Source organism: Brachybacterium endophyticum (assembly GCF_003130585.1).
GTDB classification, from domain to species: domain Bacteria; phylum Actinomycetota; class Actinomycetes; order Actinomycetales; family Dermabacteraceae; genus Brachybacterium; species Brachybacterium endophyticum.
This window is the reverse complement of record NZ_QFKX01000001.1, coordinates 709018-732764: the sequence shown is the minus strand read 5'-3', so window position 1 is coordinate 732764 and position 23747 is coordinate 709018. Positions and strand designations below refer to the sequence as shown.

Below are 23747 nucleotides of genomic sequence, written 5' to 3'. Positions count from 1 at the left end.
ATGTGAACCATCAGTTGCGCTAATGCAGCGCGGCCCGGAGGATGTGACGGTCCCTGCCGCCGACAACCCCCGGGAGACGGTGTGACCGCCCTCGATACGACCGCCCTCGCTCCGGACCTGCACGTCCTCGCCGATCGCCTGCGTGCGGAGCTCGGCGAGGACGCCGTGGTGTCCGACCCCGCTCCCCAGTACGCGGGTGACCGCGCCGTGAGCGCAGAGCCCGGCACGCCCTATCTGCTCGCTCTCCCCCGTGACGTCGAGGGGGTGCAGGCCGTCCTGCGCCTCTCCCACGACACCGGCACCCCCGTCGTCCCTCGCGGCTCCGGCTCGGGGCTCTCCGGCGGGGCCGCGCCCACCCTCGGCGCGATCGTGCTCGGTCTCGAACGGCTCACGCGGATCCGGGAGATCGACCCCGTCGACGAGGTCGCCGTGGTCGAGGCCGGCGTCATCACCGCCGACCTCTCGAGGGCCCTCGCCCCGCGCGGCTTCTTCTACGCGCCGGACCCGGCGAGCGCGCACCTCTCGAGCATCGGCGGGAACATCGCGACCAACGCCGGCGGTCTGCACTGCGCGAAGTACGGGGTGACCCGTGAGTCGGTGCTGGGCCTCGAGGTCGTCCTGGCCGACGGCACCCTGCTGAGGACGGGCCACCGCTCGGTCAAGGGCGTCACCGGGCTCGACCTCAGCCAGCTCCTGATCGGCTCCGAGGGCACGCTCGCGGTGGTCGTCGCGGCCACGGTCCGCATCCGTCCGCTGCCGGTGGCCCGCCGCAGCGTGCTCGCGCGATTCCCCACGATCGCGCAGGCGACCGTCGGGGTGAACGCGATCTCGCTGAGCCCCGTCCGTCCCGCCGCGAGCGAGCTGCTGGATGCCCGCTCCCTCGAGGACATCGAGGAGAACACCGGCGAGAGAGTGGCCGAGGGTGACAGCGCCGTGCTGCTCGTGGAGCTCGACGGCTACGGCATCGGGGAGCAGACCCGCGACCTCACCACCGCCCTCGTCGCCTCCGGTGCCCGGGTGACGGTTCTCGAGGACGAGGCGGAGGCCGAGCACTGGTGGGAGCTGCGGCGTTCCGGCCGCGGGTCCGGCGTCGGGCAGTTCCGGCTCGGCGAGGACGTCGCGGTCCCGAAGTCGCGCCTGGGCAGTGTGTTCGCGGCCCTCGAGCGGATCGGTGCCGAGCACGGCGTCCGCACCTCGGCCGTGGCCCATGCGGGTGATGGGAACCTCCACCCCTCGTTCTCGCTCCCCCGCCCCGACGATGACCCCGCCGAGGCCGCCACGGGCCCCCGCGCGCCGATCCCTCCCGTGATCCACGAGGCGGCCGACGCCCTGGTGCGCGAGGCCCTCGCGGCGGGCGGCACCATCAGCGGCGAGCACGGGATCGGCACGGCCAAGCGTGGCTGGCTCGACCTCGAGCTCTCCCCTGCCTCACGTGACCTGCAGCGTCGCCTCAAGGACGCCTTCGACCCCCAGCACCTGCTCAACCCCGGGAAGGCCCTGTGAGCACCACGACCTCCACCCCTGCACCCGCGCCGGCTCTGACGCCGCAGCGCCTGCTGTCCGATCTCGCCTCCCGCGAGGACCGTTCGCGCGGCTTCGGGAAAGCCACCGGCTCGCTGCCCGGCTCCATCCCGCTGCTGGGCGGGGCCCCGAGCGCCGATCTGCTGCCGCTCGCGCAGATCCGCCACGCGAGCGAGGACCTCACCGCCGATCCCGCGGCGCTCGCCGCCGCCCTGCAGTACTCCCGCCCCTCGGGCACACCCGCCCTGCGCGACTGGATCGCGGCGCGGGAGGGCACCGAGGCCGACCGGATCCTGGTGACCAACGGCGCCTTCCACGGCCTCTCCCTGCTCTTCGACGCCCTGCTGGACGAGGGCGATGCCGTGATCGTCGAGGACCCCACCTACCCGCTGATCTTCCGGGACCTCCAGCACAAGCGCCCGCGCCTGGTGCCTCTGACCCTTGCCCCTCAGGGCTTCGACATCGACGCCCTCGAGCAGCGCCTGATCGCCGGGGAGCGCCCCAAGCTCCTGTACACCGTGCCCGATCACCACAACCCCACCGGGTACGTCACCACGCCCGCCGAGCGCGCGCGTCTGACCTCCCTCGCCGAGCGCTTCGGCTTCGTGATCGTCTCCGACGACGCCTATCACTCGCTCGGCTTCGACGGCCCCTCCCTGCCGGACTACCCGCTGGACTCCGATCGCGTGGTCCACGTGCGCACCTTCTCCAAGGTGCTCGGTCCCGGGCTGCGCCTGGGCTGGCTGGCCCTGCCCGACTGGCTCGTCGGCCCGGTGACCCGTCTGCGGGCGAACCAGGATCAGCACTCCTCGGTGCTGGTCCAGGAGGTCGTCGCCCGGGTCGTCGGCGCCGGCGCCTCGCCCGCCCCGGGCGACGGCCCGCACGCTCCGCGCGGCTTCGACGCCATCGCGGCCCGCGCCCGCAGTGCCTATGCCGAGCGCTTCGACCTGGTCACCGGGATCCTCGATGCGCAGGTGCCCGGTGGGATCGAGGTAGCCCACCGCACCGGAGGGATCTTCGCCTGGGTGCGCCTGCGCGAGAGCGGGACGGACCTCGCCGCGGCCCAGCGGGTCGCCCGCGAGAGGACCGGCACCGACGCCGTGCTGGGCCGGTACTTCTTCCGTGAGGATCCTGCGGACGACCGGGCGAGCCTGCGGGTCGGCATCAGCCACCTCGGACCCGATCAGCTGCGGACGGGTGCCGAGCGCCTGGCCGAAGCGCTCGCGGACCCGGCGGCGAGACCATGACGGGCGCACCCAGTCGTCGGCAGCTGCTGCGCGGACTCGGGGCCGGGGCGCTCGGTCTCTCCGCCCTGCCGCTGGCCGCCTGCTCGGTCGAGGCGGCCAGCGCCGACGGCGACGGCGACGAGCTGACCTTCCTGATCTCGAACCTCGACGGCGGCTGGGTGCCGTCCAAGAGCGCGATCTCGAGCTACGAGGCGAACGTCTGGCAGCAGCTCACGGACAAGCTGCTGCACACCGACGACCACGGGAAGGTCACCCCGTGGATCGCCGAGAGCTGGGAGGCGAACGCGGATTCCACCGAGTTCGTTCTGCACCTGCGCCGCGGGGTGTCCTTCTCCGACACCACCCCGCTGGACGCTCACGCCGTGGTCGCGAACCTCGACGTCTGGGCGAAGGGCCGCCCCGACGAGGGCATCGCGAAGGTGGGCCTGTTCCCCGGCTCGACCTACGAGGGCGCCGAGGCAGAGGACGCGCACACCGTGCGCGTGCGCTTCTCCGCCCCCTCGCTGTCCTTCCTGCCCACCCTGGGCTACCACGCCTGCCTGCTCCTGAGCCCCGACTCCGTGGCCCGTTCGCTCGCCGACCAGGCCGATCTCGCCCACCAGATCGGCAGCGGACCCTTCGTCCTGGACTCCTGGGCGGCCGACGACCACGTGACCCTCGTGCGACGCGCGGACTACGACTGGGCCCCGCCCGCCCTCGGCCGCAGCGGGCCGGCGGCGCTGTCCCGGATCCGATTCAAAGTGCTGCCCGACGACACCCTGCGGGCCTCGGCCGCCCGCGCCGGGCAGACCGACGTGGCCTACAACGTGAACCCGCAGGTGCTCGACTCCTTCACCGACAACGGCTTCACGATCGACGTGCCCCGCTACCTGGGCTTCACCCACGGATTCCGGGTGCGCACCACCGTGGCACCCTTCGACGACGTGCGCGTGCGCCGGGCGATCACCCACGGCATCGACCGGGCGGAGATCCTGCGCACCGTGTTCACCGATGCCTGGGAGCCGGCGACGAGCTGGCTGCAGTCCTCCGTCCCCGAGACCACGGACCTCTCCGACCTGTTCGCGCACGACCCGTCGGCCGCCGAGAAGCTGCTGGACGAGGCCGGCTGGACCGACCGCACCGAGGACGGCTACCGCGCGAAGCACGGCACGGAGCTCGGCTTCACGCTCTACCCCACCCCGTACCTCACGGGATCGGTGCCCGAGGCCGAGCTGATCTCGCAGCAGCTGGGACGCCTCGGGATCCGGGTCGCCACCCAGAACGTCGACATCTCGAGCTACGCGGGCAAGGTCGACGACAACCCCGAGCAGGGCCTCGCCGAGGTCACCCGCAGCTTCGTGGACGCGGGCACCGTGGCCGGGGTGATCACCGGTGACGGCGAGGACTGGTTCGGCCTGCAGGACAGCGACGAGGAGCTCACCGAGCTCGCCGCCCGGGTCGCCGGCACCGGTGACCGCCGGGAGCGCGCCTCGGTGATCGCCGACCTCTCGCGGCACGTCCTCGAGCAGGCGTACTTCATCCCCCTCGAGCAGAACGTCCAGCGCATCTACGTGCAGACCCCCGAGCTGACCGGCATCACGTTCAACGCGGTCGCGATCCCCTCGTACCACGCCGCCACCCTGGGCAGGAGGAAGGCCGCATGAGCACCACGTCCCCCGGGGCCGGCGCCCTGGGCCTCGCCGTCACGCGCTCCCCTCTCACCGCAGCGCGCAGCCGCTACGCCGGCTTCGCGCTGCGCCGCCTCGCGCAGGCCGTCCTGGTGATCCTGCTGGCGTACGTCCTGGTCTTCCTGGTGTTGGCGGCGATCCCCGGGGATCCCGTCTCGGCGCAGCTGGACAACCCTGAAGCCGGCTACACCGAGGCCGAGAAGGCCCGCATCCGCTCCTTCTACGGGCTCGACAAGCCCGTCCTCGTCCAGCTCGCCCTCGCCCTCGGCCGGGCCCTGCACGGGGACCTGGGGATCTCGCTGTCCACCTCGGCGTCCGTCTCGAGCACGATCGGCGAGGCCCTCCCCTCGACGCTCGCGCTCGCCTCGAGCGCCCTGGTCCTGGCGGTGCTGATCGCCCTCGCGCTCGGCTTCGCCTCCCAGCGGCTCCCCGAGGGCCGTCCGAACGCCCTCGTGCGGACCCTGCCCACGGTGTTCCTCTCAACCCCGAACTTCCTGATCGGTCTGGTCCTCATCCAGGTGCTCGCCGTGCAGCTCGGCCTGTTCTCGATCATCGAGCCCGAGAGCGCCGGGGCGACGCTGTTCGCGGCCCTCACCCTGGCGATCCCCGTCTCCGCACAGATCGCCCAGGTGCTCATCACGGCTCTCGACACCACCGCGTCCCTCGACCACACCGAGGTCGCGCTCTCACGGGGCCTGACCCCGCTGCGGGTGTTCGCCCGTCACCTGCTGCGTCCCTCCCTGCTGCCCACCGTCACCGTGTGCGGCCTCGTCGTCGGCGAGCTGCTGGGCGGATCCCTGATCACCGAGACGATCTTCGGCCGCGCGGGCCTGGGGACCGTCGTCCAGAAGGCCGTCAGCAGCCAGGACGTGCCGGTCCTGCAGGCCGCCGTGGTCCTCTCCGCGGCCGTGTTCGTGCTGGTGAACCTCGTCATCGACCTCGTGCTGCCCGCGCTCGACCCGCGGCTGCGCCCGATCCAGGAGGCCTCATGAGTGCAGCGGTCCTGACCACCGGCGAGCCCACCGCCGCCGCGGAGGCCCCGTCGGCCTCCCCGCGCCGGCGCCTCCCGCTCACCGTGGTCCTCGCGCTCCTCGTGCTCGCTCTCGTGCTGGCCTTCTCCCTCGTCCCGGGACTGTTAACCCGCTCGGACCCCGCCGCGGGGATCCCCGCGGCGAAGTTCACCGCTCCGGGGACGCAGTACCTCCTGGGTACCGACCACCTGGGACGCGACCTGCTCAGCCGCATCGTCCACGGCTCGGCCTCCTCGATGACCAGCGCACTGGTCGCCGTCGCCATCGGCGTGATCGTGGGCGGCGCGATCGGCCTCGTCGCCGGGTACGCGGGCGGATGGGCCGACGCGGTGCTGGGTCGCCTGGTGGACGTGCTGCTGGCGATCCCGAGCTTCCTGCTCGCCGTCGTCGTGGTGACGGCGCTCGGGTACGACACCCGCAACGCCGCGATCGCGACCGGCGTCTCCGCGGTGGCGGTGTTCGCCCGGCTCATGCGGGCGGAGGTGCTGCGCGTGCGCACCAGCGTGTTCATCGAGGCGGCACGGCTGAACGGGGGCTCGGGAGGCTACGTCCTGGTGCGCCACGTGCTGCCCAACGCCGTGCGCCCCGTGCTCTCGCTCGCCGTGCTGCAGTTCGGCCTCGCGATCCTCACCATCGCCGGTCTCGCCTTCCTGGGGTACGGCGACCCGCCGCCCGCCTCCGACTGGGGACTGCTGGTGGCCGACGGTCGCGAGCACCTCCTGCACGCCCCCTGGCTCGTCCTCGCCCCGGGACTGACGATCGCGATCGTCGTGCTGTCCGTGAGCCGACTGAGCCGCTTCATCGACACCGAGAGGAACCGATGACCATGACCTCCCGACCCTCCTCCGAGGAGCCGTTGCTGACCGTCGAGCACCTGCACGTCGCCTACGGTCGATCCGAGGTGGTCCGCGACGTCTCCTTCACGGTCCCCCGCGGATCGACCCTCGCCCTGATCGGCGAGTCCGGCTCCGGGAAGTCCACGATCGCGCGGGCGGTGCTGCGCCTGCTGGACCGGCGCGGGGCCCACGTGCGCGGCAGCATCACGCTGCGCGGACGCGCCATCCACGACCTCCCCGAGCCTGCCCTGCGTCCTCTGCGCGGACGGGTCCTCGGCTTCGTCCCGCAGGACCCGGGCAGCTCCCTGAACCCCGTGCGCACCATCGGCTCCCAGGCCCTCGAGGCCGCGGCGCTGGTCCCGGAAGCGAGCACCCGCGCCGCCCGCGAGGACCTGGTCCGCGACGCCCTCGAACGGGTGGGTCTCTCCGATCCCGGACGCATCGCCGCGGCCTACCCCCATCAGCTCTCCGGCGGCCAGCTGCAGCGTGTGCTGATCGCGCTCGCGATCATCCCCCGCCCCGCGCTGCTGGTGGCCGACGAGCCCACCAGCGCCCTCGACGTCACCGTCCAGAAGCAGATCCTCGACCTGCTCGCCTCCCTGCAGGCCGAGCTCGGCATCGGCCTGCTGCTGATCACGCACGATCTCGCGCTCGCGGCCGAGCGCTCCCAGCAGGTCGTCGTCCTGAGCGGCGGCAGCATCCAGGAGGCGGGCCCCACCGCGCAGGTCTTCGAGCGCCCGCACTCGGACTACACCCGCCGCCTCCAGGCCGACGTCCCCGGACTGCATCCCGACCGCTTCGCCGCCCTGCGCGCAGGACGCGGGGACACCGCCGGGGGCTCCCCCGGTGATGCCGCCGCGGGCTCCCCCGCACGTCTCGAGGCCGACAGGATCACCCGCACCTTCCGCACGGCCGGCGGGGACGTGCCCGCTCTGCGCGAGGTCTCCTTCGCCGTCCGCCGCGGCACCACCCACGCGCTCGTCGGCGAATCGGGGTCCGGGAAGACCACCGCCGCGCGGGCGCTGATGGGCCTCGAGCCCCTCGACAGCGGACGACTGCGCGTCGACGGCCGTGCGATCGACCCCGGCGACCGGCGCAGCCTGCGCTCGCTGCGCCGGGACCTACAGCTGGTCCACCAGAACCCCTTCACGTCCCTCGATCCGCGGTTCCGGGTGGGCCGCATCGTGCGCGAGCCCCTGGACCTGTACGGGGTGGGCAGCGCGGCCGAGCGCCGCGAACGCGTGCGCTGGGCGCTGGACGCCGTCCGGCTCGGGGAGGACCTGCTCGGGCGCAGGCCGACGGCCCTCTCGGGCGGGCAGCGCCAGCGCGTCGCGATCGCACGCGCCCTCGTGCTGCGCCCCGAGGTGCTCGTGCTCGACGAGCCGACCAGCGCCCTGGACGTGAGCGTGCAGGCGGGGATCCTCGAGGTGCTCGCGACCCTGCAGCGTGACCTCGGACTGACCTACCTGTTCATCTCCCACGACCTCGGTGTGGTGCGGCAGATCGCCGATACCCTCACGGTGCTGCGCCGTGGCGAGGTGGTCGAGGAGGGCGAGGCCGCGCGGGTCCTCGCCGCCCCGCAGCACGAGTACACGCAGCGACTGCTGAGCTCGGTCCCCGCCCTCGGGGGCCGCCGCGACGAGGACATCCTGGAGGCCACCGCATGAGCACCGTCCCCGCTCCCGTCATCACCTGGGAGCACACCGGCTGGGAGGATCCCCGGGCCCGCGCACTGCGCGATGCGATGGACGCCGAGGTCGGGCCGCGGTACGTGCCGCTGCGCGGCACCGCGGTGCCGCCGGGGAGGCCGACAGGGGACGACGTCGTGATCGTCGCACTGGCCCTGGTCGACGGCGAGGTCGCGGCGACCGGCACCCTGCGGCGGCTGCCGGACCGGCTGGAGGTCAAGCGACTGTTCGTGTCCCCCGCCTTCCGCCGCCTGGGACTCGCCCGAGCCGTCCTGGCCCATCTCGAACAGGAAGCGCGGGAGCGCGGGGAGCGGGAGCTCTTCCTGCAGACCGGGAACCGCCAGCCCGACGCGATCGCCCTCTACGAGCGCGAGGGCTGGGAGCACGTGCAGGTCTTCTCCCCCTACGACCCGGCCGACGGCATCAGCGTCTGCTTCCGCAAAGACTTGGAAACGGGCCTGGGCCCGGGGCCAGGGCCTGGACCTGGACCTGGACCTGGAGGCACCGTCGGCGGGTTGAGAACTCCCCTGGCCCCGGGTCCCCCTGGCCCCCTAGTCCCCTGGCTCCTTCTCACTCCAGCAGCCGCGCAATCCGGGCGTCGGACTCGGCCAGTGCGCCGCGGTCGTAGGTGACACCCGAGGCGAGGACCTCGTCGGCCCCGGTGGTCTCGAGGAGCCTGCCCACTCGCTCGCGGAGCGTCCGCTCGCTGCCGGCCCAGGCCGTGGCGAGTCCCTTCTCTAGGCGGGATTCCTCGCGGGCACCGAGCGCACGCGCCTGCACACGCGCACGAATGCTCGCCGGGTCCTCGAGCGGAGGGAACGCGCCGGCCTCCCGGGCCCGGACCATCGCCCAGACCTCGGGGAGCGCGAGCTCCTGGGCGGCGGCGTCGGTGTCGGCGACCAGGAGGTCCATCGAGACCATCAGGTGCGGGACGCTGCCCCGGTGCGGGCGGAACTCCCGGCGGTAGGCGGCAGCACTCTCCCCGATGTCATCGGAGAGCAGAGCCGGCCCGCCGATGACCGCCCCGAGCCCCAGGCGCGCGGCGGTCTGCAGGCCGGAGCCGGTGGCGAGCACGTGGAGCGGCGGAGGGGTGTCGGCAGCGGGCCGTGCGGTGACCGGCGCGCTGCCCTCGAGGTGATCGCGCAGCTGGAGGATCTCGTGGGCGAACTGCTCCGCGGTGGCTTCCGTGCGTCCGAGGGCCTCCCGCACGGGTGCGGTGAAGCCCAACGAGCGTCCGAGCCCCAGGTCCACCCGGCCCGGTGCGAGGCCCTCGAGCATGAGGAACTGCTCGGCGACCACGAGGGGCCGGTGGTTGGGCAGCATCACGCCGCCGGAACCGAGCCGGATCGTGGTGGTGCGCTGCCCGGCGGCGGCGAGCAGAACCGCCGGTGAGCCGCTCGCGATCCCCGGGACGCCATGGTGCTCGGCCACCCAGAAGCGGTGGTAGCCCTGCGACTCGGCGGAGACCGCCCGCTCCACGCTGTCGCGCAGCGCCACCGGTTCGGGGCGCCCGTCGCGCGTGCGGGAGCGGTCCAGCAGGGAGATCCTCACCCCTCACACAACGCACGCACAGCCCGAGACCTTCCCGGGGCTGATCCGTGGCCGGGCAGCAAGAGACGAGCGGAGGAACGAGGCAGAGGGGCGGTCGGATCGCCCCTATGACAGTTGCGAGCCGAATCCCCCCGGATTCGGCTCGCAACTGTCATAGGGATATCACGACATGGCTGCCTGGGTCCTCCGCCCGTGTTGGCCTCACCGACCTCACCGACCGTCGAGGATCCCCCGGATCGTCGCGAGCGTCGCCGGGATGCCGGCGCGCGCGGCCTCCTGCCGCGTCGCGATCTCCTCCTCGGCACGGTCCCCGTAGCGCTCGGTGAAGAACTCCTCGAAGGTCGGGGAGGTGCGGGTGTACTCGGTCAGCTCCGTCCCGCCTCCAGCAGAGGGCCGCATCCTGTATCCCCACACGGCCCGTCCCGGACCGACCGACCAGGCGAAGTGCTCTCTGGTGACGTCGGCGACCACTTCGGACACGGTCTGCCACTCCCGCTCCGGCGTGCGGTTGTGCCCGACGAACCGGGCGCCCACACCACGGTCATCGCTCTCCCACTCGCACCGATGGCACTGCTGGCTCCATTCGCCCGTGCGCGTGATGTCGCTGAGCAGCTCGTACACCTGCTCCGGAGACGCGGAGAGCTGAACGGAGTCCTGGATCTCGTAGGTCATGGCGCCATTGTCCACCGACGTGCCGAGCGGGCATGCCACGGACCAGCCGACCGGCGGCAGGCGGCAGGCGGCACGAGACGAGCACCCAGCGGGGACGAGCACCCATCGGGACAGGCACCCCGCTGGACAAGCACCCAGCGGGGCAAGCAACCCCTCTATATGACGATTGCGAGCCAAATCCGCGGGGATTTGACTCGCAATCGTCATATAGGCGCCGTGAGGCGGGCGGGCCCGACGAGGGGCCCGTGAGGCGGGCGGGCCCGCCCGGGCCGACCCGGGCAGGCTCGCCGACACGATCAGGTCCGGGCACGAGGCCCGGGCCGGATCACATCATGCCGCCCATGCCTCCCATGCCACCCATGTCGCCGCCACCGGCGGCCGGGGCCTCGGGCTCCGGCTTGTCGGCCACGACGGCCTCGGTGGTCAGGAACAGGCCGGCGATCGAGGCCGCGTTCTGCAGCGCCGAACGGGTGACCTTGACCGGGTCGATGATGCCCGCGTTCAGCAGGTCCTCGTACTCGCCGCTGGCCGCGTTCAGGCCCTGGCCGACGGGGAGGTTCTTGACCTTCTCCGCGACGACGCCGCCCTCGAGGCCGGCGTTGACGGCGATCTGCTTGAGCGGGGCCTCGACGGCCACGGAGACGATGGACGCACCGGTCGCCTCGTCACCCTCGAGCGAGAGGCCACCGAAGGTGTCCTTGCCCGCCTGCAGCAGCGCGACGCCACCACCGGCGACGACGCCCTCCTCGACGGCCGCCTTGGCGTTGCGCACCGCGTCCTCGATGCGGTGCTTGCGCTCCTTGAGCTCGACCTCGGTCGCGGCACCGGCCTTGATGACGGCCACGCCGCCCGCGAGCTTCGCCAGGCGCTCCTGGAGCTTCTCGCGGTCGTAGTCGGAGTCGGAGTTCTCGATCTCGGTGCGGATCTGCTTGACGCGACCGGCGATCCGGTCGGCCTCGCCCGAGCCCTCGACGATGGTGGTCTCGTCCTTGGTGACGACGACCTTGCGCGCCTGGCCCAGAAGCTCCAGGCCCGCAGTCTCGAGCTTGAGGCCGACCTCCTCGGAGATGACCTGGCCGCCGGTGAGGATCGCCATGTCCTCGAGCATCGCCTTGCGGCGGTCGCCGAAGCCGGGGGCCTTGAGTGCCACGGACTTGAAGGAGCCCTTGAGCTTGTTGACCACGAGCACCGCGAGGGCCTCGCCCTCGACGTCCTCGGAGATGATCGCGAGCGGCTTGCCGGCCTGGATGACCTTCTCCAGCAGCGGCAGCAGGTCCTTGACGTTCGAGATCTTGGAGTTCATCAGCAGGATGTACGGGTCCTCGAGGACCGCTTCCTGCCGCTCGGCGTCGGTGACGAAGTACGGCGAGAGGTAGCCCTTGTCGAACCGCATGCCCTCGGTGAGCTCCAGCTCGAGGCCCATGGTGTTGGACTCCTCGACCGTGATCACGCCTTCCTTGCCGACCTTGTCGAGGGCCTCGGCGATGAGCTCGCCGATGGCCGGGTCGGCCGCCGAGATGCCGGCGGTGTGCGCGATCTGGTCCTTGGTCTCGATCTCCTTGGCCTGCTTGAGCAGGGTCTCGGAGACCGCGGCGACGGCCTTGTCGATGCCGCGCTTGAGCGCGATCGGGCTGGCGCCGGCGGCGACGTTGCGCAGGCCCTCCTTGACGAGGGCCTGGGCGAGGACGGTGGCGGTGGTGGTGCCGTCGCCCGCGATGTCATCCGTCTTCTTGGCGACCTCCTTGACGAGCTCCGCACCGATCTTCTCGTACGGGTCGTCGAGTTCGATCTCCTTGGCGATCGAGACGCCGTCGTTGGTGATCGTCGGAGCGCCCCAGGACTTCTCGAGGACGACGTTGCGACCCTTGGGGCCGAGGGTGACCTTCACGGCGTCGGCGAGCTGGTTCATTCCCCGCTCGAGACCGCGCCGGGCCTCCTCGTCGTAAGAGATGAGCTTGGCCATTGTGGAATCTCTCCCGTGTCTGTGATGTCCACCCGACCCAGTGCCCGCGACGGACGGCACCCCACGCCGTGTTCACGTCACGCGGCGCCGGGTCCCTCACGGGGCCGGAATGTTCCTGGCTCGCCGCCGGATGGTGCTGTCACTCTCCGGCGTCGAGTGCCAGATCATCATAAGCACTCTCACCCTCCGAGTGCTAACCCCGATCCGAAGTCGCGGGCGGATTCAGCCCACAGCGTGCCGGGGGCACGCCCCGCGCATGCCGCGAACGACCCGACCGTCCCCGGCCACGGGAATCGGCGGGCGCCCTGCCACGGGGCGTCGGCCGCTCTCAGTCGTTCTCGGGGGGCTGCACCGCGACGAAGGTGATGCGGTTGTCGTACTCGTCGCTCTGGCGTGCGTCCTCCGCGCCGACCTGGTCGGCGAGCTCCTGCGCCGAGGCCTCGTCGTCCTTGTCGCGGTAGAACACCACGCTCTCCTGCTGGACGTTGTCGGAGGTGCCGATGCCGACGTTGGACCAGCCGTCGTCGGTGAGCGCCTGCTTCCAGTCCGCGGCCATGCCGCTGACGTTGCCGCCGTTCAGGACCAGGATGGGGGTGGAGGCGTCGGCCTTGGGCTTGTCCTCCTCGTCGCCTCCGCCGTCGGAGGCCTGCTTCGAGGAGTCGTCCTGGGACGCCGAGGTGGTGGGGGAATCCGCTCGCTCGTCCCCGGAACGCCCGAGCCCGCCGATGGTGAACAGCAGCGCGAGCAGGATCACCACCGCGACGGCGATGATGATCAGGTAGACCAGGTTCTGGCGCCAGAACGACTCCTCGGCGCGGTGCGCACCGTGGAAGGCGACGTCAGCCGCCTCCTCGTCGTACTGGTCCGGAGGGTAGGGGTACTCGGAATCAGCCACGGGCCCATTGAACCAGGTCCCCGTCGGAAGCGGCGGTAGCCACGCGCGGGACACGCGTGGCGCGGCCGTGCGGCCGCAGCGGGTCTCAGGCGGCGTGGGCGGGTCCGGGGCCGGTGCTCGTGGAGCTCACCCGGCGGGCCCGCAGGCGGTTGACCGCACCCGGCGCGGCCCGCAGCGCCTCGGGACGGTCCAGCAGGGCGTTCAACCGCACGAAGTAGGAGGTCGGCGAGAGTCCGAGCTCCTCGCGGATCCGCCTCTCCTTCGCGCCGACGTAGCGGAAGCTGCGTTCCTCCATCGCCAGGATCGCGAGGTCCTGGGCGCTCAGACCATCCGGATCCGTGGGCCCCTCGGAGAGGGCGTCGGACGAGGCGGGATCGGTCATGCCCCCAAGCCTAGGCGGGAGCTCCACACGGGCTCGGGCGGCGCGCCGCATGCCAGACTGATCCCATGCCGCGTCCCCTCGCCGAGACCATCGCGCCCGACTGGGCCGAGGCCCTCTCCCCCGTCGAGCCCGCGATCCACGCGATGGGTGATTTCCTGCGTGGGGAGGCGGAATCCGGGAACGGGTACCTGCCCACCGGGGAGAACGTGCTGCGGGCCTTCACCCGTCCGCTGGCCGACGTGCGGGTGCTGATCGTCGGCCAGGACCCCTACCCCACTCCCGGTCACCCCATCGGGCTCTCCTTCGCGGTCGAGGAGCACGTGCGGCCGATCCCCCGCAGCCTGCAGAACATCTATGCCGAGATGCGGGACGACCTCGGCATCCCTCCCGCCCCGCACGGCGATCTCAGCGCCTGGCAGGACCAGGGCGTGCTGCTGCTGAACCGGGTGCTCACCGTGCGCCCTGGCACCCCGGCCTCCCACCGCGGGAAGGGCTGGGAGGCCGTCACCGAGGCCGCGATCCGGGCGCTGGCGGCCCGCGGCGGCCCGCTGGTGGCGATCCTGTGGGGTCGTGACGCCCAGAACCTGCAGCCCTTGCTGTCGCCGACGCCGTGCATCACCAGCCCGCACCCCAGTCCGCTCTCCGCGCGCCGCGGGTTCTTCGGATCGGCCCCGTTCTCGCGGGCGAACGCGCTCCTGGAGCAGCAGGGCGCCGATCCCGTGGACTGGCGGGTGGTGAAGGACGCCGCGACCGCCTGAGCGCTCAGGCGAGTGCGTCCTCGACGGCGCCGGTGAGCACCGGCCGGTGCTCGCCGCTGTTGGACTGATGGCCGACGAGCCGGATCGGCACCTCGCCCTCGCCCGTGATCGTCAGGTCCGAGAGCGTGCAGCCGGTGAGGGTCCATGCCGTGCCCTGCAGGCCCCTCGCGGTGCCGTCGGTGTACCAGAAGGTGCAGCCGGACGTGGTGGGTGGCAGCAGCCCTTCGACGACCACGCCACGACCGGGGTCACGACTTTACCCCCCAATGGGCATCTCCAGGTGCGCGGACCAGGTCTCCTTCGCCCCGGAGTTCGCGTGGTTCATCGTGCAGCCGACGAGCGTGCCGTGGTTCCAGTTGTCGGAGTCGGCCTCGCCGTAGGGACTGCTCGCCGCGATCGAGTAGTAGCTGCCGTGGCAGCCGACCATGATGCAGCCCGAGAGCGTCCAGTTCCCCGCCGACTGCCACACGGCGAGCCGGCAGGCGGTGAAGAAGCACCTCTCCAGCTGGGAGAACTCCGCACGGTCGGCGGCGGAGAGGCCCAGGTAGCAGCGGGCGAAGCGACACCCGGCGATGTGGTTGCCGTAGGAGAAGTAGTCGTCCTCGGTGCTGCCGGTCAGCACGATCCCGGCGCCGCGCCAGCCGATCAGGTCGCAGTCCAGCACCCGCACGTTGCTCGAGCGGTCGATGCGCACGGCCACGTGGTCCCGCGCGAAGGGCACGTCGATGCGCCCGGGGTCCGCGCTGCCCGCTCCCTCGCCGAGGCAGCGGACGTCGCTGATCGTGACGTCGCGGGCGCCGTCGACGACGAGGGCGCCGGAGGTGGTGTCCGCGGTGGTGAGGACGGCACCGTTGCCCTGGATGCGGGCGCCGTCGGGCAGGTGCACAGGGGCGGCGAGGGTGTAGACCGCCCCGGGTACCAGCTGCACCCGGGGGCTCCTCGCGAGCATCCGCGACCAGTCCTCGTCGGGGTGGAGGACCGGCAGGGCCGATCCCCCGTCCGTCTGTCGGTCCTCGGCCCCGGCGGGGCCGGCGGAGGCGAGCACGAGGGCTCCCGCTCCGGCCAGTGCGGCGCCGGCGAGATGGCGACGCACGGGGGCGGTGAAGGGTCGGACGTCGGCGTCGCGGGGTTCCATGGGCGGCATGGTGCCACGCCGGGCGCGCCGGATCGGGGTGCGGCGCGTCAGCCCTCGGCCTTGCCGCGGCGCCAGTAGCCCATGAACGCGACCTGCTTGCGGTCCACGCCGACCTCGCGCACCAGGTAGCGACGCAGGGTCTTGACCACCCCTGCCTCCCCGGCGATCCACGCGTAGAAGGGGCGCTCGTCGCGATGGGTTTCGGTGGTGCTGCCGTGCGCGGCGTGAGTGAGCAGCTGGGGAGTGTCCCACAGCACCGTGCTGTCGATGTCGACCTCCTCGAGATCGACCCCGGAGCCGGAGGCTCCGCTGCCGGCCGGCGGGTGCGTGGTGACCGCCGCCTTCACGGCGGGGATCGTGAGGTCGCCGTGGGCACGTCCGTCCCGCGCCAGCGGGATCACCTCGATGCCCCCGGGCGCATCCAGCTCGGGGACGTCCTCGAGGGTGGGGACCTCGAGGATCACGCAGCCGCGCACGTCCTGGCCCGCGAGCGAATCGAGGATCGAGGCGATGGCGGGCACGGCGGTCTCGTCGCCGACCAGCAGCAGGTCGCGGGCCCCGCGGGGCTCGAACTCGATGCCCGAGCGTCGGTCCTCGCCCTCGCGGTGGGGGCCGATCACGTGCAGCTGCCATCCCGGCTCCGCATCGCGGGCCCAGGTCCCGGCGGGGCCGCCCACGCCCTGCTCGTCGGTGTGCAGCACCATGTCGACGACCAGCTCGCGCTCCTCGTCGCGCCATTCGCGGATGGTGTAGGTGCGCATCGCGCCGCGCTCGGACTCCTCCAGGCGCAGCCATGCCTGGTACCAGGAGAGACCGTCGTCCTCGGCGCGGCTCTCGAGGAAGTCGACGAGGTCCAGGGAGGGCTTCTCGTGCTGCGGCGGGATGATCATCTTGAAGCGCTGGTCCAGCGGGTGGTGCTCGAAGCCGAAGCTGCGCATCCCCTCGCCTCCTAGCACCACACGGCGGAAGGACGGACTGCGCTCCTCCACCCGGAGGACCTCGGCGAGGTGGGCGGTGGTGGTCGTAGGCGGCACGGTGTCTCCTTGACGGATCTGATCCCCGGAGGGTCGGCGGTCGGCGGGGCGCGGAGCCAGTATGTCAGGTAAGCCTGCCCTCAGTCAGCCCCCGAACGTCATCTCCTGGTACCGGTTTCGTCCGGACTCTCACAAGGGCGACGATGTGCGTGCGACGGCGCGTGAGCAGGTGTGGCACCCTCGGGTGACTGCGCACAGAGCCGGGGTCCTCGCGCGCCCGTCATCGGGCGGCCGCAGAGCCCGCGCCCATGAACAGGAGTAGACGTGAACGAGACCCCCCGGTCACCCGCCGAGGAGGCGAAGGACCCCTCCACCCCGCCCGAGCGACTGGTGGAGCTGACCGAGCGGCACCCGCAGCTGCAGAGCCTGATCCTGGCCAACCCCTCCTGTCCGGACGTGGCACGCCAGTGGATCCTCGCGTCGAACCCGCGCCTGCGCTCCCGCGCCGAGGCCGACGGCAGCACCGAGGCCGACGAGAACGCCCAGGCCAGGGGGAGCGGCGAGCCCGACGAGAGCGGGGAGCCCAGCACGGACGCGCAGGACTGGACCCAGGACGAGGCCGGCGCAGCGAGCGGCGCGGAGGAGCCGGAGACCCGGCCGATCGACGCCTCCGCCGCCCCGGCACCGCTGCGCCCCGACACCACCGCCGCGGATCCTCGGCAGGACGCGACCGACCGAAACGACCCGGTCGCGGACCCCGATGCCGAGTCCGTCTGGGGCATCCCGCCGGTGCGCGAGGAGCGGCCCGCCACCCCGAACGGCCCGATCCATCGGGTGAAGTCCGACGGCGGGGTGGTCCCCCTCGGGCCTTCCGGCTCGGGTTCGGGCTCGAGCCCCGACCCCGCGGCGACCGCGACCCTGCCGGCGGTCGCCGCGGGTGCGGGTGCCGGTGCCGGCGTCGGTACGGGCGCGGGCGTCGGGGCCGGTGCCGGCTCCTACGATGAATCCGGCGACGGTTCCGACCAGGACGCCGCTCGACGACGTCGCACCTGGTGGGCGTGCGGCGGCTGCCTGCTGCTCGCCCTGATCGTCGTGCTGGTGGCCGTGCTGGGTCTGCGCGCCTGGATGAGCGAGGGTGACGACTCCTACCAGCGCGACTCCTCGAGCACGTCGGCCGAGTCCACCTCCGCGAAGCCCACGGAGGAGAAGACGACGAAGACCGAGGAGCCGGACGTGAAGCCGGCCCCGCGGAATGCCCGTGACCTCAGCGCGTTCACCGCTCCCAGCGGGAACATCAGTTGCAGCCTCGAGGAGGACTCCGTGGGCTGCACCATCGGCGAGCACACCTTCGGGGACGACCTCGAGGACTGCTCCACCGATGCCTTCTCGATCGGAGTCGCCGGGAAGGAGGCGGGACCCGAGTGCGGGACCTCCTTCGGCGGCGGCTCCCCCGAGAGGCTCTCCTACGGCAGCAGCGCGGCGAAGGGCGACGTCGCCTGCACGAGCGAGTCCAGCGGCATCACCTGCTGGAACGTGAAAACCGGGAAGGGCTTCACGCTCGCCAAGGCCGGCTATCAGACCTTCTGACCGTCCTCCTCGCCGGCCTCCTGGCCGGTGAGCCGCATCCAGGTGTCCACGATCGTGTCGGGATTCAGGGAGATCGAGCTGATCCCGCGTTCGCGCAGGTGCTGCGCGAGCTCGGGGTGGTCGCTCGGAGCCTGTCCGCAGATGCCCACGTACTTCCCGCGCTCCCGGCAGGCGTCGATCGCGAGGTCGACGAGGTGCAGCACCGCGGGGTCGCGCTCGTCGAAGGATCCGGCCACCAGCGAGGAGTCGCGGTCGATGCCGAGGGTCAGCTGGGTGAGGTCGTTCGAACCGATCGAGAAGCCGTCGACGTGCTCGAGGAACTCCCCGGCGTTCAGCGCGTTGGCCGGGATCTCGCACATCATCACGACCTGCAGACCGTCCTTCCCGCGCTCGAGCCCGTTGCGCGCGAGCAGGTCGACGACGCCCTCGGCCTCCGCAGGGGTGCGGACGAAGGGGATCATGATCCGCAGGTTCGTCAGCCCCATGTCCTCGCGGACGCGGCGCAGGGCCTCGCACTCCAGGGCGAAGGCCTCGGCGAAGTCCTCGTCGAGGTAGCGGGAGGCGCCACGGAACCCGATCATCGGGTTCTCCTCGTCCGGCTCGTGCGCCGCCCCGCCGACCAGGCCGGCGTACTCGTTGGACTTGAAGTCGCTCAGCCGCACGATCACCGGTCGGGGCGAGAAGGCGGCGGCGATCGTGGCGACGCCCTCGGCGAGGGCGCGCACGAAGAACTCGCGCGGTGAGTCGTCGGCGCTGGTGCGTCGCGCGATCTCCTCGCGCACCTGCCCGCTCTGGTCCTCGGGGTGCAGGAGGGCGAGCGGGTGGATCCCGATCTGGCGGTTGATGACGAACTCCATCCGGGCCAGGCCCACGCCGGCGCTCGGCAGCGCGGCCGTGGACAGGGCGAGGTCGGGATTGCCCAGGTTCAGCATCAGATCGACGTCCAGCTCGCCGAGCTCGCCGATCTCGATCGTCTCGACGCGGGTCTCGAGGATGCCCTCGAACACGAGCCCGGTCTCGCCGTCGGCGCAGGAGACGGTGACCTCCTGCCCGTCGGACAGCTGCTGGGTGGCGTCCCCGGTGCCGACGACGGCGGGGATCCCGAGCTCGCGAGCGATGATCGCCGCATGGCAGGTGCGCCCGCCGCGGTCGGTGACGATCGCCGCCGCACGCTTCATGATCGGCTCCCAGTCGGGGTCGGTCATCGGCGCGACCAGCACGTCACCGGGCTCGAAGCCGTGCATGTCCTCGGGGTCGGTCAGGCGCCGCACGGCGCCCGTGCCGATCTTCTGGCCGATCGCGCGGCCCTCGGAGAGCACACGGGAGTCGCCGACGCGGTGGTGGCGCTCGATCACGCCGGCGCCGCGGCGGGAGGCGACGGTCTCGGGCCGGGCCTGCAGGATGTGCAGGCTGCCGTCGGCGCCGTCCTTGCCCCATTCGATGTCCATCGGCCGCCCGTAGTGGTCCTCGATGGCCAGGGCGATGCGGGCGAGCTCGGTGACCTCGTCGTCGGCCAGCGAGAAGCGGCCGCGCTCGTCCTCCTCGGTGGGTTCGAAGGCGGTGGTGCGACCCACGCGCGGATCCTCGGTGAAGATCATCCGACGGTCCTTGGACCCCAGGTGACGGCGGAGGATCGCGGGGCGGCCCTCGCGCAGGCCCGGCTTGTGCACCGTGTACTCGTCGGGATCCACGGCGCCCTGGACGACGCCCTCCCCCAGGCCGTAGGCGCTGGTGAGGAAGACGGCGTCCTCGAAGCCGGACTCGGTGTCCAGGGTGAACATGACGCCGGCGGCGGCGAGGTCGGAGCGGACCATGCGCTGCACGCCCACCGAGATGGCGACCTCGTCGTGGACGAAGCCGTGGTGCACGCGGTAGGCGATCGCGCGGTCGGTGAACAGGGAGGCGAAGACCATCCGCACGGCGTCGAGCACGTTGTCGATGCCGCGGACGTTGAGGTAGGTGTCCTGCTGCCCGGCGAAAGAGGCATCGGGCAGGTCCTCCGCGGTCGCGCTCGAGCGCACCGCGAAGGACGCCTCGACATCGCCGTCCGGGGCCGTCTCGAGCAGCTCGGCGAAGGCCGTGCGCACGGCGTCGGCGAGGGACTCGGCCAGCGGCGTCTCCTCGACCCGTGCGCGGATGCGGGCGCCGGTGGCGGCGAGCGCCGAGGTGTCCTCGACGTCGAGCGCCTGCAGCTGCTCGCTGATCCACTCGGTCAGGCCCGTGGCGGACATATGGTCGCGGAAGGCGTCGGCCGTGGTGGCGAAGCCGTCCGGGACGCTGACGCCGAGCTCGGAGAGGGAGCCGAGCATCTCGCCTAGCGAGGCGTTCTTCCCGCCGACGCGCGCCAGATCGTCCAGGCCCACCGCGGACAGCGGCAGTACGCCAGGGCGATCGGTGCGTACGTCGGAAGCGGAATGCGTCAGGAGGGTCATGACCAAGCCTTTCGTCGGGCGAGGGCGGAATCGTCCGCCGGTCGTGTCTCCACACTGGGGGCTGCGGACCGCCTGACACGCCCCGTGGCGCATCGAAGAATCTTGATTCTTCCCGTATGGTGAAAACATGCGTGTCGAGGACGACCGAACCCGGGTGATGGGCGCCCGCATCCGCCACTTCCGCACCCGTGCGGGCCTGACCCTCGCTGCCCTCGCCGAGCAGCTGGGGACCACGGCGAGCACCCTGTCCCTGGTCGAGAACGGGAAACGGGCCCTGCGCGCCCCCGAGATGCCGAGCTTCGCCGGCGCCCTGGGCGTCGATGTCACCGACCTGCTGTCGGACGAGCCGCCCGACGCGCGCACCGCCCTCGAGCTCGAGCTGCAGCGCCTGCAGAGCGGGCCGCAGTTCGCCGCTCTCGGCGTGCCCGCCGTCCGTGTCTCCCGCACGCTTCCCCACGACGCGCTCGCGGCGCTCGTGCGCACCCTCCAGGAGCTGGACCGCAAGGCCCGCGAGGCGACGGCGACGCCGGAGGAGGCCCGGCGCGCGAACACCGAGCTGCGCGGCTGGATGCGCGAGAGGGACAACCACCTGCCCCACATCGAGTCCGCGGCCACGGAGATCGTCGAGGCGGTGGGCCACGAGATCGGCGCGCTCACGCACCGCGAGGTCGCGCTGATGGCCGAGCACCTGGGGTTCAACCTGCTGCACGTCGACGACCTGCCCCGCTCGACGCGCACCATCACCGATCTCGAGCACGGGCGGATCTACCTGCCGCCCTCCTCCATCCCGGGCGGGCACGGGCTGCGCTCGATGGCCCTGCAGGCGATGGCCCACCGCGTGCTGGGCCACACGGCACCCTCCTCCTACCAGGAGTTCCTGCGCCAGCGCCTCGAGATCGCCTGCTTCGCGGGCTCGTGCCTGATGCCGGAGCGGCAGGCCGTCGAGTTCCTGACCGACGCGAAGGAGCGGCGCGACCTGGCCGTGGAGGATTTCCGTGACGCCTTCGGCGTCACCCACGAGCAGGCCGCCCTGCGGATGACGAACCTGCTCACCACCCACCTGGGGCTGCGCGTGCACTTCCTGCGCGTGGGGGCCGACGGCGAGATCCACAAGGCCTACGAGAACGACGGCCTGCCGCTGCCCACCGACGTCACCGGGGCCGTCGAGGGCCAGATCGTGTGCCGCAAGTGGATCGCACGCCGCGCCGGGCACCAGGAGAACCGCACCACCGAGGCCCACCAGTACACCGACACCGCGGCGGGCACCTTCTGGTCCTCGACGCAGACCGGATCGGGCCCTCACGGCGCCTTCTCGATCACCTTCGGGGTGGGGTTCGACGACGCGAAGTGGTTCCGCGGGCGCGCCACCCGGGAGCGCCAGGTCTCGACCTGCCCCGACGAGTCGTGCTGCTCCCGTCCGCCCTCGGACCTCGCCGCCCGCTGGTCCGAGGCGGCCTGGCCGAGCGCCCGCATGCACGCGCAGGTGCTCGCGGCCCTGCCCTCGGGCCGTTTCCCCGGAGTCGACGACACGGAGGTCTTCGAGTTCCTCGAGCGCCACGCCGCGATGGATTGAGCCTCGCCGCGGCGGTCGGCCCCCTCGCAGCCCACGATCGCAGCGCGCGATTTCCCCTCAGTGCAAGAACCGGGGAAATTCTGGGCCGGGACGACTCCCACACGGGCCCGCGTCGCGCGAGGCTGGGGTGACCACCCCCGCTCTCGAGGAGGAGAAACCCCCGTGCAGTTCCCGTCCGCATCCGATGACTGGTCCGATCGTCTCGCACTCGCGGAGTCGATGATCCCGATCATCGGATCGCTCTACCGCACCCACCACGTGGTGACCACGATCCACGGGCGCCGCCTCGTCGATCTCTCGGCGCAGCAGATCCTGAAGGCCCACCGCTTCGCCCGACACATCGACGGCACCGAGCTCGACCCCGCGGACTCCTTCCCCCTCCTGCAGACCCTCGCCGCGACCGATGTCCCGCCGTCCGTCGTCGACCTCGCCTCGCTGCTGGCCCTCGGGCGGGAGCGGCCCGACGAGGGGGCCGAGGAGCTGCTGCACCGCGAGCTCGCGCGGATCACGCCCCGCCCGGCGACAGGGCCGACGGACATCGTCGTCTACGGCTTCGGGCGCATCGGTCGCCTGCTCACCCGGATCCTGCTCGCCCGCTCCGGGGGCGCCGACGGTCTGCGCCTGCGGGCCGTGGTGGTCCGTCCCGGCAGCGACGAGGACCTGGTCAAGCGCGCGAGCCTGCTGCGTCGCGACAGCGTCCACGGGCCCTTCCAGGGCACCATCACCGTCGACGCGGAACGTCGTGTCCTGGTCGCCAACGGCATCGAGATCCAGGTGATCGAGTCCCCCTCCCCCGACGCCGTGGACTACACCGAGCACGGGATCGACGAGGCGATCGTCGTGGACACCACGGGGCGCTGGCGCGACCGCGAGGGCCTCGAACAGCATCTGCGCTCACGCGGGGTGCGACGGGTCCTGCTGACCGCACCGGGCAAGGGCGACGTGCCGAACATCGTGCACGGCGTCAACGACGACGAGATCGGCGATCACGCCGTCCTCGCGGCGGCCTCGTGCACGACCAACGCCGTGGCACCCGTGCTGAAGGCGCTGCACGAGCATTGCGGGGTGGAGCGGGGACATGTCGAGACGGTCCACGCCTTCACGAACGACCAGAACCTCACCGACAACTTCCACACGGCAGATCGCCGCGGTCGGGCGGCGACGCTGAACATGGTGATCGCCGAGACCGGCGCGGCCCGCGCCGTGGGGGCCGCCTACCCGCCGCTCGCTGGCCGGCTCACCGGCAGCGCGATCAGGGTCCCGGTCCCGAACGTCTCCCTGGCCGTCCTGAACCTGCGCCTGGGTGCGGGTGCCCAGAGCATGGACCGGGAGCAGCTGAACGCGTTCCTGCGCGAGACCTCGCTCGCCTCGCCGCTGCGCCGGCAGGTGGACTACATCGAGTCCCCCGAGTTCGCCTCGAGCGACGGTCTGGGCTCCCGCAAGGCCGGGATCGTCGACGGCCTGGCCACCATCGCCGACGGCGGCGGGGACGCCGTGCTCTACGTCTGGTACGACAACGAGCACGGCTACTGCCGTCAGGTGGTGCGGGTCCTGGAGTCGATGGCCGGCGGGCGCCTGCCGAGCATCCCGGAGGGGGCGGTGGCGCGCGCGAAGGAACGGGTGCGGAGCGGGCGCGTCTCGGTGTGACGGTGGGGCGATGGCCCGTGAGGGCCGTGAGAGCTGGAGACGGGAATCGAACCCGCAACCACCTGTTTACAAGACAGGTGCGCTACCGTTGCGCCACTCCAGCGGAGGTGCGGATGACTGCGATCCGGCACCCCGAAAGGGTACCGGATCGCAGCCGTCACGCGCGATCGAGGTGACCGAGGCGGTCG

The 23747-nt window shown here is 72.1% G+C and carries 20 protein-coding genes and 1 tRNA gene; 11 read left to right on the top strand and 10 right to left on the bottom strand.

Features of this window, described 5'->3' with window-relative positions; genetic code table 11:
• Positions 1–81: 81 nt before the first annotated feature.
• Genes DEO23_RS03180 through DEO23_RS03150 form a run of 7 tightly spaced genes read left to right on the top strand, consistent with a single transcriptional unit; the run spans position 82 to position 8622 of the window.
• A complete protein-coding gene (locus tag DEO23_RS03180; RefSeq protein WP_109274527.1) occupies positions 82–1503 on the top strand; it encodes an FAD-binding oxidoreductase in 1422 nt (473 codons plus the stop codon).
• Positions 1500–2768 carry an aminotransferase-like domain-containing protein gene (locus DEO23_RS03175; RefSeq protein ID WP_109274526.1) on the top strand — a complete coding sequence of 423 codons (1269 nt, stop codon included), beginning with the start codon at positions 1500–1502 and terminating at the stop codon, positions 2766–2768. The genes DEO23_RS03180 and DEO23_RS03175 overlap by 4 nt, the downstream gene beginning before the upstream one ends.
• Positions 2765–4411 carry an ABC transporter substrate-binding protein gene (locus DEO23_RS03170; RefSeq protein WP_109274525.1) on the top strand — a complete coding sequence of 549 codons (1647 nt, stop codon included), beginning with the start codon at positions 2765–2767 and terminating at the stop codon, positions 4409–4411. Before DEO23_RS03175 ends, DEO23_RS03170 begins: the two co-directional genes overlap by 4 nt.
• Positions 4408–5427 carry an ABC transporter permease gene (locus tag DEO23_RS03165; RefSeq protein ID WP_109274524.1) on the top strand — a complete coding sequence of 340 codons (1020 nt, stop codon included), beginning with the start codon at positions 4408–4410 and terminating at the stop codon, positions 5425–5427. The genes DEO23_RS03170 and DEO23_RS03165 overlap by 4 nt, the downstream gene beginning before the upstream one ends.
• Complete coding sequence (locus tag DEO23_RS03160; protein WP_109274523.1) at positions 5424–6290, top strand: ABC transporter permease; 867 nt, start codon at positions 5424–5426, stop codon at positions 6288–6290. The genes DEO23_RS03165 and DEO23_RS03160 overlap by 4 nt, the downstream gene beginning before the upstream one ends.
• A 2-nt stretch (positions 6291–6292) precedes the next feature.
• Positions 6293–7969, top strand: a complete 1677-nt coding sequence (locus DEO23_RS03155; RefSeq protein WP_240613181.1) for a dipeptide ABC transporter ATP-binding protein — start codon at positions 6293–6295, stop codon at positions 7967–7969.
• Entirely contained in the window at positions 7966–8622 is a 657-nt protein-coding gene (locus tag DEO23_RS03150; RefSeq protein WP_109274521.1) for a GNAT family N-acetyltransferase, read from the top strand. Before DEO23_RS03155 ends, DEO23_RS03150 begins: the two co-directional genes overlap by 4 nt.
• On the opposite strand, the gene DEO23_RS03145 is transcribed toward DEO23_RS03150, so the two are convergent.
• The 5 genes from DEO23_RS03145 to DEO23_RS03125 form a co-directional block, all read right to left on the bottom strand.
• Positions 8561–9541: an MsnO8 family LLM class oxidoreductase gene (locus DEO23_RS03145; protein WP_109274520.1), complete on the bottom strand. Its 981-nt coding sequence runs from the start codon at positions 9539–9541 to the stop codon at positions 8561–8563. The two genes, DEO23_RS03150 and DEO23_RS03145, sit on opposite strands and share 62 nt — an antisense overlap.
• A gap of 210 nt (positions 9542–9751) precedes the next feature.
• Positions 9752–10213: an SRPBCC family protein gene (locus tag DEO23_RS03140; protein WP_109274519.1), complete on the bottom strand. Its 462-nt coding sequence runs from the start codon at positions 10211–10213 to the stop codon at positions 9752–9754.
• A gap of 325 nt (positions 10214–10538) precedes the next feature.
• Positions 10539–12176, bottom strand: a complete 1638-nt coding sequence (gene groL / locus DEO23_RS03135; RefSeq protein WP_109274518.1) for a chaperonin GroEL — start codon at positions 12174–12176, stop codon at positions 10539–10541.
• A 328-nt stretch (positions 12177–12504) separates the two neighbouring features.
• Positions 12505–13071 (bottom strand): LytR C-terminal domain-containing protein, encoded by a 567-nt coding sequence (locus DEO23_RS03130; RefSeq protein WP_109274517.1) that lies wholly within the window; start codon positions 13069–13071, stop codon positions 12505–12507.
• 85 nt (positions 13072–13156) lie between these two features.
• Positions 13157–13453, bottom strand: coding sequence for a DUF3263 domain-containing protein (locus tag DEO23_RS03125; RefSeq protein WP_109274516.1), 297 nt, complete (start codon positions 13451–13453; stop codon positions 13157–13159).
• A 65-nt stretch (positions 13454–13518) separates the two neighbouring features.
• Here DEO23_RS03125 and DEO23_RS03120 point away from each other — a divergent pair, with 65 nt between their 5' ends.
• Positions 13519–14211: a uracil-DNA glycosylase gene (locus DEO23_RS03120; protein ID WP_109274515.1), complete on the top strand. Its 693-nt coding sequence runs from the start codon at positions 13519–13521 to the stop codon at positions 14209–14211.
• Positions 14212–14215: 4 nt separating this feature from the next.
• Here the strand turns inward: DEO23_RS03120 and DEO23_RS03115 are convergent, their stop codons facing one another.
• The 3 genes from DEO23_RS03115 to DEO23_RS03105 are packed head-to-tail and all read right to left on the bottom strand — an operon-like array spanning position 14216 to position 16380.
• Positions 14216–14446, bottom strand: coding sequence for a hypothetical protein (locus tag DEO23_RS03115; protein ID WP_109274514.1), 231 nt, complete (start codon positions 14444–14446; stop codon positions 14216–14218).
• Positions 14447–14467: 21 nt separating this feature from the next.
• Positions 14468–15346: a hypothetical protein gene (locus tag DEO23_RS03110; RefSeq protein ID WP_119724700.1), complete on the bottom strand. Its 879-nt coding sequence runs from the start codon at positions 15344–15346 to the stop codon at positions 14468–14470.
• A gap of 47 nt (positions 15347–15393) precedes the next feature.
• On the bottom strand, positions 15394–16380 hold the full coding sequence (locus DEO23_RS03105; RefSeq protein WP_240613180.1) for a siderophore-interacting protein: 987 nt from the start codon (positions 16378–16380) through the stop codon (positions 15394–15396).
• Between the two features lie 264 nt (positions 16381–16644).
• Between DEO23_RS03105 and DEO23_RS03100 the strand changes: the two genes are divergently transcribed.
• Complete coding sequence (locus DEO23_RS03100; RefSeq protein ID WP_109274512.1) at positions 16645–17907, top strand: variant leucine-rich repeat-containing protein; 1263 nt, start codon at positions 16645–16647, stop codon at positions 17905–17907.
• Here the strand turns inward: DEO23_RS03100 and ppsA are convergent.
• Positions 17895–20339: a phosphoenolpyruvate synthase gene (ppsA, locus tag DEO23_RS03095; protein ID WP_109274511.1), complete on the bottom strand. Its 2445-nt coding sequence runs from the start codon at positions 20337–20339 to the stop codon at positions 17895–17897. The genes DEO23_RS03100 and ppsA overlap by 13 nt on opposite strands.
• Before the next feature lie 127 nt (positions 20340–20466).
• Between ppsA and DEO23_RS03090 the strand changes: the two genes are divergently transcribed.
• On the top strand, positions 20467–21912 hold the full coding sequence (locus DEO23_RS03090; protein WP_109274510.1) for an XRE family transcriptional regulator: 1446 nt from the start codon (positions 20467–20469) through the stop codon (positions 21910–21912).
• Between the two features lie 162 nt (positions 21913–22074).
• The gene (locus DEO23_RS03085; RefSeq protein WP_276309430.1) at positions 22075–23559 is read left to right on the top strand and encodes a glyceraldehyde-3-phosphate dehydrogenase; all 1485 of its coding nucleotides are present in this window, start codon (positions 22075–22077) and stop codon (positions 23557–23559) included.
• A 31-nt stretch (positions 23560–23590) separates the two neighbouring features.
• On the opposite strand, the gene DEO23_RS03080 is transcribed toward DEO23_RS03085, so the two are convergent.
• Positions 23591–23662, bottom strand: a tRNA-Thr gene (locus DEO23_RS03080).
• Positions 23663–23747: the final 85 nt, after the last annotated feature.

What these genes read in the sequence shown, in the direction of transcription:
- DEO23_RS03170 (WP_109274525.1), top strand. Translation starts at nt 2,765, where the DNA reads ATGACGGGCGCACCCAGTCGTCGGCAGCTGCTGCGCGGACTCGGGGCC.
- DEO23_RS03165 (WP_109274524.1), top strand. Translation starts at nt 4,408, where the DNA reads ATGAGCACCACGTCCCCCGGGGCCGGCGCCCTGGGCCTCGCCGTCACG.
- DEO23_RS03160 (WP_109274523.1), top strand. Translation starts at nt 5,424, where the DNA reads ATGAGTGCAGCGGTCCTGACCACCGGCGAGCCCACCGCCGCCGCGGAG.
- DEO23_RS03155 (WP_240613181.1), top strand. Translation starts at nt 6,293, where the DNA reads ATGACCTCCCGACCCTCCTCCGAGGAGCCGTTGCTGACCGTCGAGCAC.
- DEO23_RS03150 (WP_109274521.1), top strand. Translation starts at nt 7,966, where the DNA reads ATGAGCACCGTCCCCGCTCCCGTCATCACCTGGGAGCACACCGGCTGG.
- DEO23_RS03140 (WP_109274519.1), bottom strand. Translation starts at nt 10,213, where the DNA reads ATGACCTACGAGATCCAGGACTCCGTTCAGCTCTCCGCGTCTCCGGAG.
- groL (WP_109274518.1), bottom strand. Translation starts at nt 12,176, where the DNA reads ATGGCCAAGCTCATCTCTTACGACGAGGAGGCCCGGCGCGGTCTCGAG.
- DEO23_RS03125 (WP_109274516.1), bottom strand. Translation starts at nt 13,453, where the DNA reads ATGACCGATCCCGCCTCGTCCGACGCCCTCTCCGAGGGGCCCACGGAT.
- DEO23_RS03120 (WP_109274515.1), top strand. Translation starts at nt 13,519, where the DNA reads ATGCCGCGTCCCCTCGCCGAGACCATCGCGCCCGACTGGGCCGAGGCC.
- DEO23_RS03110 (WP_119724700.1), bottom strand. Translation starts at nt 15,346, where the DNA reads ATGGAACCCCGCGACGCCGACGTCCGACCCTTCACCGCCCCCGTGCGT.
- ppsA (WP_109274511.1), bottom strand. Translation starts at nt 20,339, where the DNA reads ATGACCCTCCTGACGCATTCCGCTTCCGACGTACGCACCGATCGCCCT.
- DEO23_RS03090 (WP_109274510.1), top strand. Translation starts at nt 20,467, where the DNA reads ATGCGTGTCGAGGACGACCGAACCCGGGTGATGGGCGCCCGCATCCGC.